Origin of the sequence: Acinetobacter dispersus (assembly GCF_009884975.1) — a bacterium.
GTDB classification, from domain to species: Bacteria; Pseudomonadota; Gammaproteobacteria; order Pseudomonadales; family Moraxellaceae; genus Acinetobacter; species Acinetobacter dispersus.
The window spans coordinates 1,519,907-1,539,041 of record NZ_CP041970.1; the positions used below are offsets into that span (position 1 = coordinate 1,519,907).

17 protein-coding genes are annotated in these 19,135 nt (G+C 41.4%); 9 read left to right on the top strand and 8 right to left on the bottom strand.

Features of this window, described 5'->3' with window-relative positions; genetic code table 11:
- Positions 1-100 precede the first annotated feature (100 nt).
- Positions 101-634: an Mpo1 family 2-hydroxy fatty acid dioxygenase gene (locus FPL17_RS06980; RefSeq protein ID WP_159884164.1), complete on the bottom strand. Its 534-nt coding sequence runs from the start codon at positions 632-634 to the stop codon at positions 101-103.
- 107 nt (positions 635-741) lie between these two features.
- Here FPL17_RS06980 and FPL17_RS06985 point away from each other — a divergent pair, with 107 nt between their 5' ends.
- Both FPL17_RS06985 and FPL17_RS06990 read left to right on the top strand, forming a co-directional pair.
- Positions 742-1,446 (top strand): Crp/Fnr family transcriptional regulator, encoded by a 705-nt coding sequence (locus FPL17_RS06985; protein ID WP_159884166.1) that lies wholly within the window; start codon positions 742-744, stop codon positions 1,444-1,446.
- A 203-nt stretch (positions 1,447-1,649) separates the two neighbouring features.
- Positions 1,650-1,967 carry a hypothetical protein gene (locus tag FPL17_RS06990; RefSeq protein WP_159884168.1) on the top strand — a complete coding sequence of 106 codons (318 nt, stop codon included), beginning with the start codon at positions 1,650-1,652 and terminating at the stop codon, positions 1,965-1,967.
- Positions 1,968-2,031: 64 nt separating this feature from the next.
- Here FPL17_RS06990 and FPL17_RS06995 read toward each other — a convergent pair whose 3' ends face one another.
- Positions 2,032-2,496 carry a hypothetical protein gene (locus tag FPL17_RS06995; RefSeq protein WP_151715838.1) on the bottom strand — a complete coding sequence of 155 codons (465 nt, stop codon included), beginning with the start codon at positions 2,494-2,496 and terminating at the stop codon, positions 2,032-2,034.
- Positions 2,497-2,683: 187 nt separating this feature from the next.
- On the opposite strand from FPL17_RS06995, the gene FPL17_RS07000 reads away from it, so the two are divergent.
- From FPL17_RS07000 to dapC, 4 genes are all read left to right on the top strand, one after another.
- The gene (locus FPL17_RS07000; protein ID WP_159884170.1) at positions 2,684-3,073 is read left to right on the top strand and encodes a tautomerase family protein; all 390 of its coding nucleotides are present in this window, start codon (positions 2,684-2,686) and stop codon (positions 3,071-3,073) included.
- A 120-nt stretch (positions 3,074-3,193) separates the two neighbouring features.
- Positions 3,194-4,411 (top strand): formate-dependent phosphoribosylglycinamide formyltransferase, encoded by a 1,218-nt coding sequence (gene purT, locus FPL17_RS07005; protein WP_171519537.1) that lies wholly within the window; start codon positions 3,194-3,196, stop codon positions 4,409-4,411.
- A gap of 70 nt (positions 4,412-4,481) precedes the next feature.
- Positions 4,482-7,145 carry a [protein-PII] uridylyltransferase gene (glnD, locus tag FPL17_RS07010; protein WP_159884173.1) on the top strand — a complete coding sequence of 888 codons (2,664 nt, stop codon included), beginning with the start codon at positions 4,482-4,484 and terminating at the stop codon, positions 7,143-7,145.
- A gap of 25 nt (positions 7,146-7,170) precedes the next feature.
- Positions 7,171-8,340 (top strand): succinyldiaminopimelate transaminase, encoded by a 1,170-nt coding sequence (dapC, locus tag FPL17_RS07015; RefSeq protein WP_070075064.1) that lies wholly within the window; start codon positions 7,171-7,173, stop codon positions 8,338-8,340.
- A 45-nt stretch (positions 8,341-8,385) separates the two neighbouring features.
- Here dapC and FPL17_RS07020 read toward each other — a convergent pair whose 3' ends face one another.
- Both FPL17_RS07020 and FPL17_RS07025 read right to left on the bottom strand, forming a co-directional pair.
- Entirely contained in the window at positions 8,386-10,602 is a 2,217-nt protein-coding gene (locus FPL17_RS07020) for a TonB-dependent receptor (protein WP_159884175.1), read from the bottom strand.
- Between the two features lie 189 nt (positions 10,603-10,791).
- Positions 10,792-11,409: a LysE family translocator gene (locus tag FPL17_RS07025; protein ID WP_159884177.1), complete on the bottom strand. Its 618-nt coding sequence runs from the start codon at positions 11,407-11,409 to the stop codon at positions 10,792-10,794.
- Positions 11,410-11,561: 152 nt separating this feature from the next.
- On the opposite strand from FPL17_RS07025, the gene FPL17_RS07030 reads away from it, so the two are divergent.
- From FPL17_RS07030 to FPL17_RS07040, 3 genes are all read left to right on the top strand, one after another.
- On the top strand, positions 11,562-12,014 hold the full coding sequence (locus FPL17_RS07030; RefSeq protein ID WP_004807851.1) for an Lrp/AsnC family transcriptional regulator: 453 nt from the start codon (positions 11,562-11,564) through the stop codon (positions 12,012-12,014).
- A 182-nt stretch (positions 12,015-12,196) separates the two neighbouring features.
- Positions 12,197-13,387 (top strand): efflux RND transporter periplasmic adaptor subunit, encoded by a 1,191-nt coding sequence (locus tag FPL17_RS07035; RefSeq protein ID WP_151715832.1) that lies wholly within the window; start codon positions 12,197-12,199, stop codon positions 13,385-13,387.
- Position 13,388: 1 nt separating this feature from the next.
- The gene (locus FPL17_RS07040) at positions 13,389-16,541 is read left to right on the top strand and encodes an efflux RND transporter permease subunit (protein ID WP_159884179.1); all 3,153 of its coding nucleotides are present in this window, start codon (positions 13,389-13,391) and stop codon (positions 16,539-16,541) included.
- Positions 16,542-16,580: 39 nt separating this feature from the next.
- Here FPL17_RS07040 and FPL17_RS07045 read toward each other — a convergent pair whose 3' ends face one another.
- The 4 genes from FPL17_RS07045 to msrB all read right to left on the bottom strand — a co-directional run bounded on the left by FPL17_RS07045 (position 16,581) and on the right by msrB (position 19,055).
- A complete protein-coding gene (locus FPL17_RS07045) occupies positions 16,581-17,204 on the bottom strand; it encodes a LysE family translocator (protein ID WP_159884181.1) in 624 nt (207 codons plus the stop codon).
- Between the two features lie 72 nt (positions 17,205-17,276).
- Complete coding sequence (locus FPL17_RS07050) at positions 17,277-18,083, bottom strand: AraC family transcriptional regulator (protein ID WP_159884183.1); 807 nt, start codon at positions 18,081-18,083, stop codon at positions 17,277-17,279.
- Positions 18,084-18,153: 70 nt separating this feature from the next.
- Positions 18,154-18,639 carry a glutathione peroxidase gene (locus FPL17_RS07055; protein ID WP_005189470.1) on the bottom strand — a complete coding sequence of 162 codons (486 nt, stop codon included), beginning with the start codon at positions 18,637-18,639 and terminating at the stop codon, positions 18,154-18,156.
- Positions 18,636-19,055, bottom strand: coding sequence for a peptide-methionine (R)-S-oxide reductase MsrB (gene msrB / locus FPL17_RS07060; protein WP_005152257.1), 420 nt, complete (start codon positions 19,053-19,055; stop codon positions 18,636-18,638). The genes FPL17_RS07055 and msrB overlap by 4 nt, the downstream gene beginning before the upstream one ends.
- Positions 19,056-19,135 lie beyond the last annotated feature (80 nt).

Genomic DNA, 19,135 nt, shown 5'->3' on the forward strand with positions numbered 1-19,135 from the left:
GATAGCTTAGCAACTGAACGAGTTTTTTAGAATCTTTCAATCTAATCAATGAAAAAGCCAAGCTTGATCAACTTAGCTTTGTATATGTGCGTTCAGAGCATCAAGCGACTGTTTGCGGCTTCATATCCATTTCTGCGCGTTTCATTTGGGCTTCTTTTAAAATCCTTTGATGCAACGGCTTACGGAAACCTAGTAAGAAAACAAATTCAGCCAAAACAAATAAAGGCCCGATGGCCAAACCGATCAGATCATCAACAAAGGCTGGTTTTTTCTTTTCAAAATAATGGCCCACGAATTGGAATACCCAACCCACCACAAAGATACCGATACTCGCACCTAGCCAACTCCACATTGCTAAAGCCGCAATTTTCACAGCCAATGGATAAGCCAAGACAAATAAAATCAGCATCAAAATACCAAACAACTTATCCAGTGAAATATAATAAATCGTACTTAGGACAATAAGCAGCATGGCTAAAGTAATTGAAAAGCCAGAAATTTCTACGCCAGCACGCGCTGTTAAACACAGAATAGAAAATACAATTAAAGGAATACCCACAAAATGAGTCACAACATTATTTCGATCTAAGTGATAAGCCGCATATTGACTAAGTAGACGTTCCAAATTTGTCATTGCTCATTCCTCATATAATTCGTTTATGCTATTAATCTATAAGAAATATTGCAGCGAAGTTGTCATGTAGCTGACAAATGGATTTATTTTTCACCCAGGAACCCGCCGTGCTAGATTCGATTTATATCCAACATTTGCAGAAAAACTCATGGTTTAGCCACCTAGCGGAGCCTTTTCAAAATTTTATTATTGAACATGGCAAAAAGCATATCGTTGAGAAAAATGCAGCCGTTTTTAGTGCACAAGATCGATTTGATGGGGTTTATGGCGTATTGGAAGGCTCAATTAGCTTGGGTTATATCGATGTCAATGGCAATGAAGCGATTGCTGCAATTGCTGAACCGATCATGTGGTTTGGTGAAATTTCCCTCATTGACCAGCAACCCCGCTCACATGATGCGATTGCATTGAAGAAAAGCGTGGTGCTGCAAATACCAGCACAACCACTCAATGATTTCTTGCTACAGAATCCGTATTACTGGTATTACTTTGCCCTGCTGACCAGTCAAAAACTACGCTATGTATTTTTAGAGCAAATTGCGATTCAAACCCAAAGCATTACCCAGCGTCTGGCACAACGCTTATTGTTTATTTTAGAGGGTTATGGCAATCGTTCGTTTATTCAGGATTTTAGTATTCAAATCTCACAAGACCAATTGGCCAATATGTTGACGGTATCTAGACAGACTGTAAATCAAGAACTCAACCTGTTCGAAAAGCAAGGCGTCATTCAGCTTGGTTTCAAGAAAATCGAAGTCATTGATTTAGATCGGCTTAGAAAATTGGCAACAGTCGGTCACCTAAAAGCGTAAGTATACTATATTGTATTTTAAATGGATAAGCACAGCATTTTTTGCAATATGCTTTTAAGCTTAAACATAAATTAAAAGATAAACTCTCACCATAAAATACTACTGATGCCCTAAAATATTTCACAAAATCAGTCTGCTTTCCTATCTTCAACACGCATACATTAAAGCTAAGCACTATCGCTTACCCGATGCAGATGACAATCATGAGAAAAATTGCAACGATTTTAACAGCAGGCTTATTTACCGTACTCAGCGCTAGCGCATTTGCCTGCCCGAAAGGAACTCAAATCCAAGGTGGTACAGGACCAAATCACAAAGGTGGCAAATGTGTTGCAACAAGTGTGGTAAAAACCAAGAAAGAAGCAACCAAAGCAAGAGATACTGCAAAGCATGACATGACGAAAATGAAAGATACCGCCAAACACGATGCAATGAAAGCGACAACAGATACGAAAAAAGCAGCCAGTACCACAGCAACCAAAGCCAAACAGGAAGCAGCAAAAACGGCCAAAACCTCATAAGCGTTTGATGACTTTAACCATAAAAAAGCGAGATAAAACATCTCGCTTTTTTATTTGTATATGCTTACTTAGGTGAAGTATTACCTAGCGCGGGATTATCAATTGCATCCTTACATTGTGCTTTATCACGCTCATAATCAGCCTGCTTCTGAGTCGATGCACTGGTATTGTCTTTTACATCACGTGCCCATGTATCCAAACTGGTCAATGCTTTACGACATAATGCATATTTGCCTTCCGTCACGGAATCAGTCATTTTGACATTGATACGCCAATCGGTACTGAGCTGACGCAATGGTTTTCTAACTTTTTCTTCAATCTCAGTAACTTGTTTATTATAAACAATCGGATCGATGTCATTGATCAACTTCCATGCTGTATTGGCATAGGTGGTGGCATCATTGTTAAGTTTCGGCGCAGGTTTGATCTCGACCTTTTCTTTTGGCTCATTATTTGAGTTTCCGCAAGCAGCCAATAAAAATGCACTACACAACAGGATTGCGGTTACACGAGAGTTTGGATTAGACATAGCAAATCGCCGATGAAACATTTGGACATTATGCTAGTCAATTTGGGAATAATTCTCAATGCTTGTTACTTATTTACCCAGCAGAATGCTTTTTATTCTAAGTAATTGATTTTATGATTTTGTTCAGCATACTGTCAGACTTGTCCATCTATAAAAAATTAAAACTTCAACAAGGAAGAAATCAACAATGTCACAAATCAAGATTTATGCCTTACAAACCACTATTGAACAGTTTAGAAATCAACTTTCTCATGCCGTACATCAAGCACTAGTTGAAAGTTTGAACTATCCTATCGAAAAGAAATTTCAGCGTTTTATTGCGCTAGCGGAAGAAGACTTTATCTATCCCAATGATCGGAGCCAGCATTATCTAATTATCGAAATTTCGATGTTTGAAGGCAGAAGCACTGAAGCAAAAAAACGTTTGATTCAAAATATTTTCACTTATATTCAGCAACAATGTGGGATTTCAACACAAGATATTGAAATTACAATTTTTGAAACACCGAAATGCAATTGGGGAATCCGTGGTCAACATGCAGATGAATTACAACTGAATTATCAGGTAGATGTGTAAGCAGCCAAATCGCAGATGAAGTGCAATTTTCTGTCTAACAAAAAGCAGGTTTTTTGTGTCAGATTAGCTTAATTCCGCAAAAAGTTCTGCTATGCTTAAACGCAAATTACTCAGGATAGGATTATTCGCATGAGCGTCACTCTTGGAACTCCACTTCAATCTTCTGCATTTAAGGTTTTACTGTTAGGTTCTGGAGAGCTAGGTAAAGAAGTTGTGATTTCTTTACAACGCTTAGGTGTCGAAGTCCATGCTGCAGATCGTTACGATCACGCACCTGCCATGCAAGTCGCACATTATGCTTATACCCTGAATATGGCCGATCCAGCCGAATTAAAACAACTGATTGAAAAGATCAAACCCAATTTAATTGTTCCTGAAATTGAAGCCATTGCTACAGAAGTTTTGGTTGAAATTGAACAAAGCCAAACTGCAACGGTGATTCCATCTGCAAAAGCAGTTAACCTCACCATGAACCGTGAAGGCATTCGTCGTTTAGCCGCTGAAGAGCTCGGCCTGCCAACCTCTGCTTATCGCTTTGCCAATACCTTAGAAAGCTTCCGTGCCGCATGTGATGACATTGGCTATCCAAACTTTGTAAAACCTGTCATGTCTTCTTCAGGTAAAGGTCAATCTCGTGTGAAGAGTTTTGATGAAGTGGATGCTGCTTGGGATTATGCAATGCAAGGCGGCCGCGTCAATCAAGGTACCGTGATTATTGAGTCACAAATCGACTTTGATTTTGAAATTACCCTGCTTACCGTTCGTGCTAAAAATCCTGAATCAGGCGAAGTTGAAACCCATTTCTGTGATCCGATTGGACACCGCCAAGATGCGGGTGATTATGTCGAGAGCTGGCAGCCGCAACAGATGACGCCTGCTGCGCTGGAAGAAGCAAAACGCATTGCCAATAAAGTCACTGTTGCTTTAGGCGGTTGTGGTATCTTCGGTGTAGAGCTGTTTATTAAAGGTGATAAAGTTTGGTTTAGTGAAGTTTCACCTCGCCCTCATGATACAGGTCTAGTCACTTTAGCTTCACAATTCCAAAGTGAATTTGAATTACATGCACGTGCAATTCTCGGTCTACCTGTCAATACAACACGCCATAGTGTCGCTGCAAGTGCGGTGATTTATGCAGGTGTTGATGCCAAGAACTTGAGTTTCACTGGCTTGAATCTTGCTTTAGCAAATCCAAACACAGACTTACGTCTATTTGGCAAACCTGATGGCTTTAAACGTCGCCGTATGGGAGTTGCAACTGCCCGTGCTGAAACAACTGATCTTGCACGTGAATTGGCACAGCAAGCCGCAGACCAAGTGAGTGTACAAACCAACGCTTAAGATGACCTTAGGTTATTATCGTCACAATTTCCCCTCTTTTTAGAGGGGCTTTGATAGAAGATCCAGCTTTATGATCAAGACCTCTCCTTTGTTGAACTACGTCACCAGTCTTCATGATATTCAAGCCATTAACCAATGGCGTACGGATGTAGAAAAGCAATTACAGGAGAGCTATGAAAATGGTCAACCTATTCGTGAAGTGATTGGAGCGCGTTCAGACTCTATTGATGAGGCCCTGATCTTTCTTTGGAATCATGCAGGTTTAGATCAAACTGAATTGGGCTTATTTGCAGTAGGCGGTTATGGTCGCCATGAAATGCTGCCCTATTCAGATACTGATATCATGATTTTGTCTGAGGATGAAATCAGTGAAGGACAAGAAAAACTGATCTCGACCTTTATTTCTTCTTTATGGGATGTCGGTAATTTCAAACCGGGTATCAGCGTTCGTACCATTCAAAACTGTGTTGAACAAGCCATTAATGATTTAACTGTTGCGACTACATTGATTGAAGCTCGTCTCATTACAGGCAATCAGCAGCTGGCAAAATGGCCACGCCGTATCGTTGCGCAAACATGGACGGATCAAACCTTCTATGATGCCAAAATGGTTGAACAAGCCAAACGTTATGCGCAACACAACAATACCGAAAGTAATTTAGAACCTGATATTAAAAATGCCCCAGGTGGTATTCGGGATATCAATCAGATTGGCTGGATTGCCAAACGTCACTTCCGCGTCAATCGTATTTATGATTTGGTGCATTTGGGTTTTATCACTGAATTTGAACTGGGTGTACTGGAAGAAGCTGAAAGTTTTTTATGGGAAATTCGTACCCATTTACATCGTTTAGCCAAACGCGATGAAAACCGTTTATTGTTTGAATATCAACGTGATATCGCTGCAAAATTTGGTTATGTGCGTGAAGAAGGTCAGCCTGTTAATTTTGCTGTTGAACAGTTTATGAAGCGCTACTATCGTACCGCACAGCAAGTTTCAACACTCAATGAAATGCTACTCGCCTATTTCAATGAATCAGTGATTACCCCACGTCTACCTGATTATGAACGCCACATTATTGATATTAATGAACGTTTTAAAATTGTCGATGGAAAATTGGCTGTTCAACATCACAAAGTATTTTCAGAAGAACCTATTGCCATCTTAGAATTATTCTACTTATTGGCAAATCGACCTGAAATTACTGGTATTCGTGCCCGTACCTTGCGTCTGCTGGTGCTTGCTGCAAAACGGATTGATCAACGCTTCCGCGATAATCCAGAACATCAAGCACTGTTTATGTCGATCATTCGTTCACCGCATTTATATGACACCATGGTGGCAATGAAACGCTATGGTGTGTTGGGCAATTACATCCCTGCTTTTGGACAGATTACAGGTTTGATGCAATACGATCTGTTCCATATTTATACCGTCGATGCGCATACCCTGTTATTACTGCGTAATTTAAGTCGCTTTAAAGAGCCTGAGTTTGCTAAAGAATTCCCTGTGGTCAGTTCTGTATTCCAGCGTATTGCCCGCCATGACATCGTGTATATGGCTGCAATTTTCCATGATATTGCCAAAGGTCGTGGTGGTGATCATAGTGAGCTTGGTGCACTGGATGCGATTGAATTCTGCCGTACCCATGGCTTCACCGAGCGTGAGTGCAAACTGGTTGCATGGCTGATCAACAATCACCTATTGATGTCTCTCACTGCACAGAAAAAAGATATTTCTGACCCTGATGAAGTCAAAGACTTTGCTGAAAAAGTCGGTGATATGGAGCATCTCGATTATCTTTACACCCTGACGGTTGCCGACATTAACGCAACCAATCCGAAACTGTGGAATACATGGCGTGCGTCTTTGATGCGTCAGTTGTATACCTACGCACGTGATGTGATTCGTTCAGGCTTGGGTCGTCCGGTTGATTATCAAATGCTGATTGAAGATACCAAATTTGCTGCCAGTGAACTCTTGGTCAATGACTTCTCTCTGGCTGAAGTTGAGAAAGTCTGGCAAGAGCTGGGTGATGAATACTTTGTTAAAGAGTCAGCTAATGAAATTGCTTGGCATACTCAGGCAATTTTACAACACGGCGATAATCCAGAACCATTGGTTTTATTACGGGCGCATCGTAATGCTGCCGATGATGCGGTTCAGATCTTTATCTATACCCGTGATCAACCGAACTTGTTTGCCACTACGGTTGCAGTACTGGATCGTATGAATCTTGATGTTCAAGATGCCCGCATTATCACCGCTTCTACCTCATTCAGCTTAGATACCTACTTGGTACTGGATCGTTTTGGTACATTGTTGACCGACCCTGATCGCGAACGCAAAGTGAAAGCCGCTTTGGTCGATGCATTGAGTCATTCGGATCAATATCCAGGGATCATGCAACGCCGTATTCCACGTCATTTGCGTCATTTTGATGTGCAAAATACTGTCGATATTGTCTTGAACCCGACGCTACAGCAGCATATGGTTGAAATCTCAACCCTCGACCATCCAGGTCTGTTGGCGCGTATTGGTGGTTTGTTCATGTTGCAAGGTTTGGATATCCATTCTGCAAGAATTGCCACGCTGGGCGAACGTGCGGAAGATATTTTCTTTGTCACCAAGAAAAATGGTGTCTTGCTCACCGATGAAGAAGTGAAAACTTTTGCGGAAAGCTTAAAAGCCGCTTTAGATGAAGCATCGAATCAAATTTGTAATCCATCTTAAATTTTATTGTTTGGTAACTGTTTAAATGAACTCTAGCTTGTCGTTATTGCATCCCTATCCTTTTGAAAAGTTAAATCAACTTTTTAAAGATGTGCAACCTGCCAATTTACCGTTGATTCCTTTATCAATTGGTGAACCTAAACATCCTGCACCAGAGTTCGTTAAACAAGCGATTATTGATAATTTTGCTCATCTATCGACCTATCCGAACAGTAAAGGTCTGCCTGAGTTGCGCCAAAGTATTGCACAGTGGCTCAGCAATCGCTTCAAGTTGAATCATATTAGTGCAGAAGATCATATCCTGCCTGTTTCTGGTACACGTGAAGGTATTTTCTCTTTTGTACAAGCTTTGATTAAGCGTGAAGATGCACCGTATGTGGTGATGCCAAATCCGTTTTATCAGATTTATGAAGGTGCAGCCCTGCTTGCAGGTGCAAAACCTTATTTTATTAACTGCACTGAAGAAAATGGTTACCTAGGTGACTTTGATGCAGTTCCAGCAGAAGTCTGGGAAAAAACAGCCTTACTGTTTGTGTGCACGCCAGGTAATCCAACAGGAACAGTTCTATCAAAAGAACAGTTTAAAAAACTGATCGCACTGTCTGATCAATATGGTTTCGTGATTGCATCGGATGAATGTTATTCGGAACTTTGGTTTGATCAAGCGCCAATCGGACTTTTAGAGGTCTGTGCCGAAATGGGACGTGATGATTATAAAAATTGCATCGTGTTCCATTCACTTTCTAAACGTTCAAACTTACCGGGTATGCGTTCTGGTTTTGTTGCAGGTGATGCGGCTTTATTGAAACCTTATTTGCAATACCGTACTTATCACGGTGCTGCAATGCCAGTACAGAATCAATTGGCATCTATTGCAGCGTGGAATGATGAAGCACATGTTGAAGAAAACCGTCAGCAGTATCGTGCCAAATTTGATTTATTCCAGTCTGAACTCGGTCATTTATTGCCTTTACAAAAACCAGATGCAGGTTTTTATTACTGGTTAAAAGTGGATAATGATGAAACTTTTGCCAAAATGCTGATGGAAAAAGCGCATATCAAGGTTTTACCGGGTCGCTATCTATCTCGTGATACAGAACAAGGCAATCCGGGTGAAGGTCATGTGCGCATGGCACTGGTTGCCGATTTGGCCCAGTGTGAAGAAGTGGTCAAACGATTGAAAGCGGTTTTATAAATAGAAAATCCCCGAATATTCGGGGATTTTTTTTAAATCAATATGTTAGAAATCAAAACTTGCACTCAGCATAAAGGTTCGCGGCTGACCAGCATTTAAATAACCAGCATCATCATATCCACCCACTGACCCCCAATAATTTTTATCAAATACATTATTGATTGTTAGATTCAATACTGTTGGAATTTGATTAACTTGGGTTTTATAACTCGCACCCAAATCAATACGAGTCCAATCATTCACTTTTAACGTATTTGCATTATTGGCATAGCTAGAACCTGTATAAATTATGCGACCATTTACAGAAATATCCTGCTCAGTCGGTAATTGCCAATCTGCACCTAAATTGGCTTGAAACTCAGGAACGCCTATCACCTCATTATTATCATATAAGCCATTTTCTGTGTCTTTCTGTTTTGCATCCAACCATGTCACGCCTCCCAATACTTTAAGTGTATCCGTCAACTGACCATAAGTTTGCAATTCAACACCTTGATGTAGATTTTCACCTTGATTGGTAAAGGTATAGGTTTCATTCGCATTTTTAACCAGCATGCCTCGTTGGCGATTGGTATTAAAATAACTTAAGGTTGCCCCAAGCTTTTCATTTTCATACTTTAATCCAAGTTCTTTTTGCTTAGATATATAAGGTGCTAAAGGTTCACCCGTATTGGTAATCACTTTTTCGGTACTCGTTGCCGATGAACCCTGTGCAAGCGCTTCAACATAATTCGCATATATTGCTAATTCAGGCATCAGCTTATAACTTAGCCCCAATGCGGGCGTTACCTTATGATCATCATAAGCAGATTTAATGATTTGAGTATCGTAGTTATAATTTTCTTGTTTGAGTTGCTGATAACGTGCTCCAAGCATGACTGATAAGCGTTCATCAAATGCTTTTAAATTATCACCAATAGCCAAACTTCTTAAACGAGTACGGGCCGTTAGAGTAGGTTGATCTAACTGACCACCGATTAGCGCCGAAGATGAAATAGCAGGTTTATCATATTGTGTTGGTCGATAAATATTTCCAGCAAATGTATTTGCGTAATCCATCGCATAAGCATTACGGCTATTTAGCTGAAAAGCAGAGCCTGATAGTACAAGGTTATGTTCAACAGAACCGGTATTCAACTTTGCACGGACACCGATTTCACCTGTATTGACCATGTCTACACGTGCATTATCAAAACGATATGAGGTACCCTCTCCAGTTGTTGCATTGGTGAGTGTGAAGTTAGCCAAGCTATTGCTTTCTTCCCCATGACGGAAACCATAGGCGGCATAAGCGGTCACTGCATCACTTAAATCATATTCTGCACGATAACTACCAAACACATCTTCTTCATTGGAATAGGTCCACTTTTGCGCATAATTACTCGAAGAATCAATTGGTTTAGGAACGCTACTTACCCCACTCAAAGTAATATTTGGTCGAGTCGCATCTAAACGGTTATTGCTATATCCCATATCACCAGACAAACGTAAACGATCACCGCGATAATCCAAGCCAATCGAAGCTAGTCCTAACGATGCTTTTTCATCATCTATACTGGTATTTCCACCACGATAAGCTGTATTCAGGCGTACCCCGAACTCCTGGTTTTCGCCAAAACGACGAGAGATATCATTCGCAATCTGTCCACCATTAAAATCTGTACCCACGGTAACTCTGTTTAATGGTTCATTACTGGCACGCTTGGGTAATAGATTAATCGCACCACCAATACCACCACTACTTGGTGTAGCACCATTTAAAAATGCAGACGCCCCTTTTAACAACTCAACGCGTTCAAACAATTCTGTAGGGATATATTGACGTGGTAGAATCGAGTACAAACCGTTATAAGCAATATCATCAGAACCTAAAATAAAACCGCGAATATAATAAGATTCCTGAAAATTACCAAACCCTCTCGCAACTCGCACACTTGGATCTGCCTGTAAAACATCTCCTACACTTTTGGCTTGTTTGGATTGAATAAATTCATTGGTATAACTGGTCAGATTAAAGGGCGTATCTAAGTTTTTTTGATTGCCAAAGATCCCGACCCTACCACCGCTGGCAACTTGTCCACCTGCAAAAGCTTCCATTAGACCATCAGCCGAAGCATCTGCACTTGCAGTAATACGAATGGTATTTAATGTCACTGCTGTATCCGCTTGAGCACTTTGTTGTGCTTCATCTGCAAAAACAGCCGTTGTCCCCATTGAAGCACATGCCATCATCAGCACTAATGGTTTAAGTTGTCTACCCATGATCTTTATCAGCCGACTTAAAAAACCGCATAATAAATGAGAATTGATACGTTTTACACTATTTTTTACCTATATGCGCCACTGTACAATTTTATGATTTTTAAAACCCGAACCCTATTAAAATTAACATCATGAATTCAATAATGATAAATTTAAAGCTATATAAATAGGCAGAATGGAACATTTATTTTAAATTTGCCCAATAAATAGGATTGCTGCGATGAGCATCATCAGTCCGCCCGAAATACGACTGACTGCTTTTACTGCACGTGGTCTGCTTCTAAGCAATTTCTTGGCTGCTATACCAACCAACATATACACCACAGCACAACTGATTAAATGAATGAGCCCTAGCAAAATAATTTGTACGGTTGGTGAAAATGCCATTTGTGGGTGAATAAACGGTGGCAACAAGGCAAAAAATAACAGCAATACTTTCGGGTTTAAGCCACTAATCCCCACACCTTTAATCAACCATGAACCTGCTGAATCAAGCGATTGCGTTGTATCGGTCTCAGTTGAAATGGTCGCTGGATGTATAAATAGATTGATGCCCATCCATAACAAATAACAAGCGCCCATGATTGTCATCGCTGTGAGTAAAATTGGATAGTGTTGCACCAAAGCGCCCACACCAGCTGCAACACATAAGATCGCCATGAAATGCCCAAGCACCAAGCCAGTGACGGCATTCAGTATAAATTTACCTTTGATGCCTGCAAGAATGGCATAAGCCCAATCGGCGCCAGGCGTTAATACGAATAAGATCGAAACGCACCAAAAAGCAAAAATGACACTGAGTTCCATAAGCAAAGCCCTTCCCACATCGACAATACGACCTTTGATCGTTTTCTTTTTCACCATTTGGTGAAGATTGTTGAGAAAGGATATGCTTTAATGGTGAAAATGTTATTCCAAATGCTTCTATATCTTCAAAGCCCCAAGGGAGATTCTTCTAAATGGATCGCATTGATAAGAAAATTATTGCTGAACTACAAGCAAATGGGCGACTATCTATCACAGAACTGGCGGAAAGAATTGGTTTAAGCCTGTCGCCTTGCCATCGTCGTGTTAAAGCATTAGAAGAAAGTGGTGTGATCAAAGGCTATCACGCTGATCTAGAAGCCTCAAAAATCGGCCTTAATTTCTCGGCGATCATCTTTGTCACCTTAAAAGATGGGGATAAAAAAGCGCTTTCTAGCTTTGAAGAAAAAGTCATTGAAATTGCCAATGTGATTCAGGCACAACGATTATTTGGAAATCCAGATTATCTACTACACGTCGTTGCTAAAGACTTGGCCAGTTTTCAGAAACTCTATGACGACAGCCTGTCTGCCTTGCCCAATGTACAGCGTCTAACTTCAACCATTGTCATGAAAAATGTAGTCTCAAATCGTTTACTGCCTCTTTAAGCAATAATTATCATTTTGGGTAGAATAAAAAGTGCGGAATTGAAACAATTCACACTTTTCCTAAGCTTAAAAGTAATAAACATAAGCGACTTTATTAATTTTTTTATCTGTCTATGGGCTATTGACCAACTGTAGAAATCTTCGTCTATACTTAGCCATCAAAACTTGATGACTATGGAAAGATGACTTCTCAAACTCCCAAGAAAATAAAGAAAAAGGGTTGGCTCATTTTAGCAATTGCGGTTGTACTTTTAATTATTGCAGTTGTAATTTGGCAGACTGGAACTGCTAAAAAATCAGTGAATCCTGAAAAAGCTAAAAATGCAGATACCACCGAACAAAAAGCCGCTTTAACCGTCACAATTGTTCAGCCCCAACAACAAAATTGGGAGCAAACCTTTACTGCCAATGGCAACATTGCGGCATGGCAGGAAGTGGTGATTGGCAGCGAACTCTCAGGCCAGCGTCTTACCCGTGTGAATGTCAATGTCGGCGATGAAGTTCGTCGTGGTCAGGTCTTAGCTGAAATTAATAGCGAAACCATCCGTGCCGATTTGGCAGCAGCCAAAGCCAGTTATGCAGAAGCTCAAGCAGTATTGGCAGATGCGATTACCAACAATAAACGTATCCAGCAACTGAAAAATACAGGCGCAATTTCAGCGCAAGAGTCTACTCAGTATCAAACCTCTCAAGCAACAGCTCAAGCGCGTCTAGATGCAGCCAAAGCACAAATTGAAAGTAATCAATTACGCTTAGCACAGACTCAAGTGGTTTCACCTGACAATGGCGTCATTTCAGCCCGTACAGCAACGGTCGGATCTCTTGCACAAACAGGCCAAGAGCTGTTCCGCCTGATTCGTGATCATCGTTTAGAATGGCGTGCCGAAGTGACCACATCGGATTTATACAAGCTTAAACAAGGCATGACCGCACATATTGTTTCACCTGACCCTGCGCAACCTGCTGTAACAGGTAAAGTCAGAATGATTGCACCTGTGATTGATCCACAAACCCGCTATGGCTTGGTTTATGTGGATATTCCAACCACACAGGCTGTGCGTATGGGCATGTTTGTTAAAGGTGAATTTGATTTAGGTCAGAAACTCGCATTGACGGTTCCGCAAACAGCCCTACTATTACGTGATGGTTTTTCATATGTCTTTATTGTCAATGACAAGAATCGTGTCACCCAGCAGAAAGTCACTGTTGGTCGCCGTTTGGGAGATCGCGTCGAACTCTTGAATTTACCCGCCAATGTAAAAGTGGTTTCTTCGGGTACAGGTTTCTTAGCTGATGGAGATCTGGTGAGTATCGCCAAAGACATTCCAGAGACACCACTTAGCAAACAACTTGTGACCACACAGGAGAAATGATATGAATTTCTCCGCTTGGTCAATCCGAAACCCAATTCCCGGTATTCTGTTATTTATTATGCTGGGTTTGGCAGGATTGCTCTGTTTTAAATGGATGAAGATCCAGCAGTTCCCTGACATTGAACTACCCATGGTCACTGTCACAGCGGCATTACCCGGGGCTGCACCACCTCAGCTTGAAACCGAAGTCGCGCGTAAGATTGAAAACTCGATTGCAACTCTGCAAGGTTTGAGAAATCAGTACACTAACATTCAAGATGGTGTTGTCACTGTCACAGCGGAGTTTCAATTAGAAAAACCTCTACAAGAAGCTGTGGATGATGTACGCAATGCGGTGTCACAAGTTCGTTCTGACCTACCTGCCGATCTACGAGATCCGATTGTCAGTAAGATCAATCTTTCAGGTTCTCCAATCCTGACCTACACCATTCAATCGCCAAAGATGGATGAAGAAGCACTGTCATGGTTCGTAGACTATGATATCGCCCGCGCGATGTTGCAGGTTAAAGGCGTTGGTGCGGTTGCTCGCGTTGGTGGCGTCACACGTCAGGTTGAAGTCGAACTTGATCCTGAAAAACTATTGGCGCTGAATGCAACTGCAACCGACATTACCCGTCAACTACGTTTGATTCAGCAAGATGCTTCTGGCGGTCAAACCAAAATCGGTGGCAGTGAACAATCCATCCGCACCATTGCGACGGTAAAAACAGCTGATGAAATTGGTGCAATGGATATTGCCCTCAGTGATGGTCGACATATTCGTTTGGATCAGGTTGCAACTGTTCGTGATGGTATGGCTGAACGGCGTTCCGCGGCACTATTGAATGGTCAACCTGTGATTGGCTTCGAAATCACGCGAAGTAAAGGTGCCAGTGAAGTCGATGTAGAAAAAGGTGTCGTCATCGCATTAGATAAACTTAAAGCCGCACATCCCGATATTAAAATCAACGAAGCCTTTAACTTTGTAAAGCCAGTCGAAGATAACTATGAGGGCTCGATGTCACTGTTGTATGAAGGTGCAATATTAGCGATCTTGGTGGTGTGGCTATTTTTACGTGACTGGCGTGCCACCATTATTGCTGCAACTGCCCTACCATTATCAATTTTACCTGCCTTAATTGGCATGTATTTCTTTGGCTTTACCCTCAATACCGTTACGCTTTTAGCCATGTCATTGGTGGTGGGTATTCTGGTCGATGATGCCATCGTTGAGATTGAAAATATCATACGGCATTTACGCATGGGGAAAACACCCTATGAGGCGGCCATGGAAGCAGCCGATGAAATTGGTCTGGCCGTAATTGCCACCACCTTCACATTGATTGCCGTATTCCTACCCACTGCGTTTATGAGTGGTATCGCAGGTAAATTCTTTGTTCAGTTTGGTTGGACAGCGGCTCTTGCAATCTTTGCCTCACTGCTTGTTGCGCGTTTACTCACCCCAATGATGTCCGCCTATATTCTGAAACCATGGGTCGGTAAAGTTGAACAACAGGATGAATCAGCAACAGTACAAACAGCTACTGATCAAGGCACAAGCAGTCTGACCAAAGACCGTGCTAAAGACGGCAAAGTTATGCGTGGCTACATGCGTTTGGTGACATGGTGTCTCAATCATCGCTGGATCACTTTAGCTGGTGCAATTGCCTTTTTTATCTGTTCAGTCATGCTAATTCCATTGCTACCTACAGGTTTTGTCCCACCACCCGATACAGGACAAACGCAAGTTCGTTTGGAGCTTACCCCGGGTTCACAGTTTGGAGATACACTTAAGACTGCCGAATATGCACGTACGCTGATTAAAGATCATCCTGAAATTAAAAGTATCTATACCACGATTGGTGGCGGTGCTGCGGGAACAGATCCTTTTGCAGGTGGTGCATCAAGCGAACCGCGCAAAGCAACGCTCACGATTCAAACCACGGAACGCTCTGATCGTAGTGCCAGCTTACAAGACATCGAAGATCAACTACGCCAACGCCTTGCCCCACTTCCGGGTGCACGCATTCAAGTTGGTTTAGCGGGTAACAACAGTCAATACCAACTGGCTTTATCAGGTGATGATCCAGAAGCATTGATGGCAACGGCACGTAGCCTAGAACGCGAATTACGTACCATTCCGAATGTAGGCAGTATCACCTCGAGTGCAGCCTTGATCCGTCCTGAGTTAGTGATTCGCCCTGATTTTGCCAAAGCGGCTGATTTAGGTGTGACCACTTACGATATTGCTGAGACTTTACGAATCGCGACTGCGGGTGATTTTGATCAAAACCTTGCGAAATTGAACTTATCTCAACGGCAAGTGCCTGTCGTGATTAAACTTCCACTGGCTGCCCGTCAAGATCAGGAACTCATGAAACGCTTGATGGTGAAAGGTAGTCGAGGTCCTGTGATGCTCGGTACCATTGCAGACGTCAATATCGAAAGTGGTCCATCACAAATTGACCGTTTCAACCGTTTACGTAACATTAACTTCAATATTGAATTGAATAATCAACCGTTGGGAGATATTGCTGCCAAAGTTGATCAACTACCAACCATGAAGAATTTACCACCTACGGTGAAGCGTACCAATATTGGTGATGCTGAAGTGATGCAGGAATTGTTCTCTAGTTTTGGTTTAGCAATGCTCACAGGTGTACTGTGTATCTACGTTGTGTTGGTATTGTTATTTAAAGATTTTTTACAGCCAATTACCATTCTGGTGGCCTTACCTTTATCCCTCGGTGGTGCATTCGTGATGCTGCTTTTAGCTAAAAGCAGTTTCTCAATGCCAAGTTTGATTGGTCTGATTATGCTGATGGGGATTGCCAGTAAGAACTCGATTCTACTGGTCGATTACGCGATTATCGCAAGGAATGAAAAGCATTATTCACGATTCAATGCTCTACTCGATGCCTGCCATAAACGAGCACGTCCAATCATTATGACTACGCTGGCCATGGGTGCTGGGATGTTACCAATTGCACTCGGGATTGGTACTGATCCAAGTTTCCGTGCACCAATGGCAATCTCGGTCATTGGTGGCTTGATTACCAGTACCTTCTTATCCTTATTGGTGATTCCTGTGGTGTACACCTTTATCGATGATATTAATCGCAAGATCCATAGCTTTAGGAAGTCACCACATCAACCTATTGAACCCACTCAATAAGCTTGCATAAAAAAGACGGTCATTTGACCGTCTTTTTATTTAATACATGATCAGTACCAGCATAAATAACAAAAAACTGAGTCCTGCTAAATAATATAAATGGCGCAGATGCCGATTTAACCACGACAGGTAAATACTTGAACCGATCAATTGAACAATAGCGAGATTCCAGATCAACACTAACCCAACCATCCAAAGACATAGTAAAGTATTTTGAACAAAATTATATTGCGGATAAATCAAGATGACCAACACGCTATAGAACAACAAATTCTTCGGGTTCAACAAACTGGAAAGTAATCCCGAGAGAAACGCTTTGAGGTAAGCATTCTTGTTCGGTTGATGAACACGTTTCTCAGCAAGGTCATTGACCCTCTGTGCTGATTGAGCCAAACGGAAACATTGAATCGCCAAATATGCAAAATAAACAACACCCAACCACTTCATGAGGATGAATAATTCGGTATTCACCTGACCAATGATAAATAGACTCAAATAAATGCTGATCAGTATGATGGCATTCCCCAATGCAATGCCTGCACAGGTGAATCTCGCGGCCTTTTTCTGGCTCTCTAACAAAGTTTTTAAAATTAAAAAGAAATCTGCGCCAGGTGTCAGTAATGCAATAAAGTGCGCGATGGCGATGGTCAGAAAAAGCTGCATAGATGCTCTCCAAATGAATCGGAGTCAGCTTAGAAAAGTACGGTGCTTTGTTCTTGTATAAAATTGCGTGGGCTAAGATTTCTTATAATATTGCTTGGGTGTTATGCCTGTATGTTGCTTAAAAACGCGATGAAAATGACTTTGATCGCTAAAATCGAGTTCGTATGCCAATCGTGCTAAATCACCATCAGGTTCTCTTAAACGCTGCCGAGCTTGGTTGACCTTATAGTTCAACTGATAAGCATGTGGGGTTAATCCAAAGTAATGTTTAAATAATCGTATTAACGCATAACGACTCATATTCATCTTTTCGGAAAGCTCGTACAAAGACAGATTCTCAATATTGCCTTCAAGGCATTCCAATAAGTCGGGAAGATGCTTCTGAAAATAATGAGAAGAATGGATCTTTTCCCAATGGAAGCTCGGTATTAGAATCTCTGTTAAGGTTTGAATTAAACACTGTTCTTTTTCGAATACTGAAATCTGCTCGTTAAATAGTCGCCGATTCAATGTTGTAAATGCGTCGTAGGCTTTTACATCATCAACAATAGTTGGTCTTAATTGAGGGAGATATATTGTTTGTCTATCAGTTTCTAAAGCAATATCTTGGTGCAGTTCTTCAATCAAGGTCGCTAACCAAGCAGCATCCAAATGCATCATCTGGTAACTCCATGCCTGATCAGGTAAAGGATTACAAGAATGTTCTACATGCGATGGAATAACCACCAAACTCTCTGCTTGAATGACTTGCTCTTGTGCAAAAGTACTTGAAAAGCGGCTCTTTCCAATATCAACAGCACCGATTGAAAAAGTAGGATGGCTATGGGATTTATAGCAGATTCGACTTTGACATGCCTTACGTGTTTCAACATAAGGCATATCTGGATCACTCCAAAATTCAACTGTTGAGTCCAAAATAATTTAAACCTCAACCTATGCTTATCATTCTTTATTTTGCCAAAGCTTTTTCAATATCAGCTTCCAAAGCCTCTGGCTTGGTCGTTGGCGCATAACGCTCCAAAACTTCCCCATTACGCCCCACCAAGAACTTAGTAAAGTTCCATTTGATGTTACGACTACCTAGAAGCCCTTTTGCTTCACGAGTTAAATAGCGGAAAATCACGTGGGCTTCTGGCCCTTTAACATCCACCTTGGCAAACATAGGAAAACTGACCCCATAATTGCGCTGGCAAAAAGTCCCAATCTCTTTATTCGTACCTGGATCTTGTCCTCCAAATTGATTACATGGAAAACCTAAAACTTCTAATCCTTGAGCATTATATTTTTCATAAAGTTTCTCAAGTCCTGCAAATTGTGGAGTAAAGCCACACTTACTTGCAGTATTTACAATCAGCATGACCTTGCCTTTATAATCAGCGAGCGCTTTTGTTTCTCCCTCTAACAATTCAGCTTCAAACTGATAAATGTTACTCATGGATAAGTTTCCTCGTCATTCTTTTCTTCTGTTTTAAGTTGTAATGATGCCGAATTCACGCAGTAACGCAGTCCTGTCGGCTGTGGACCATCCTCAAACACATGGCCCAAATGTGCATCGCAATCATGGCAGACAATTTCCGTTCTGACCATACCATGCGACAAATCTTCATGTTCTTCTATAGCCACACCATCAATCGGCCTAAAAAAACTTGGCCAACCACAGCCACTATCATATTTCGTTTCAGAAGAAAATAATTCCGCACCGCAACAACGACAAACATACGTGCCATGCTGCTTATTGTTCCAATATTGTCCTGTAAATGCGGGTTCTGTGCCCTTTTGACGAGTTATGCGGTATTCTTCAGGTGATAATTCTCTTTGCCATTCCCGGTCTGTTTTATTCACTTTTCCCATAACCTGCACCTTTTATTCTGATGTTAGAACTATCTTAATGATCAGGTTTTATATTTACGCCATTCGAAAAAAAAACTCTA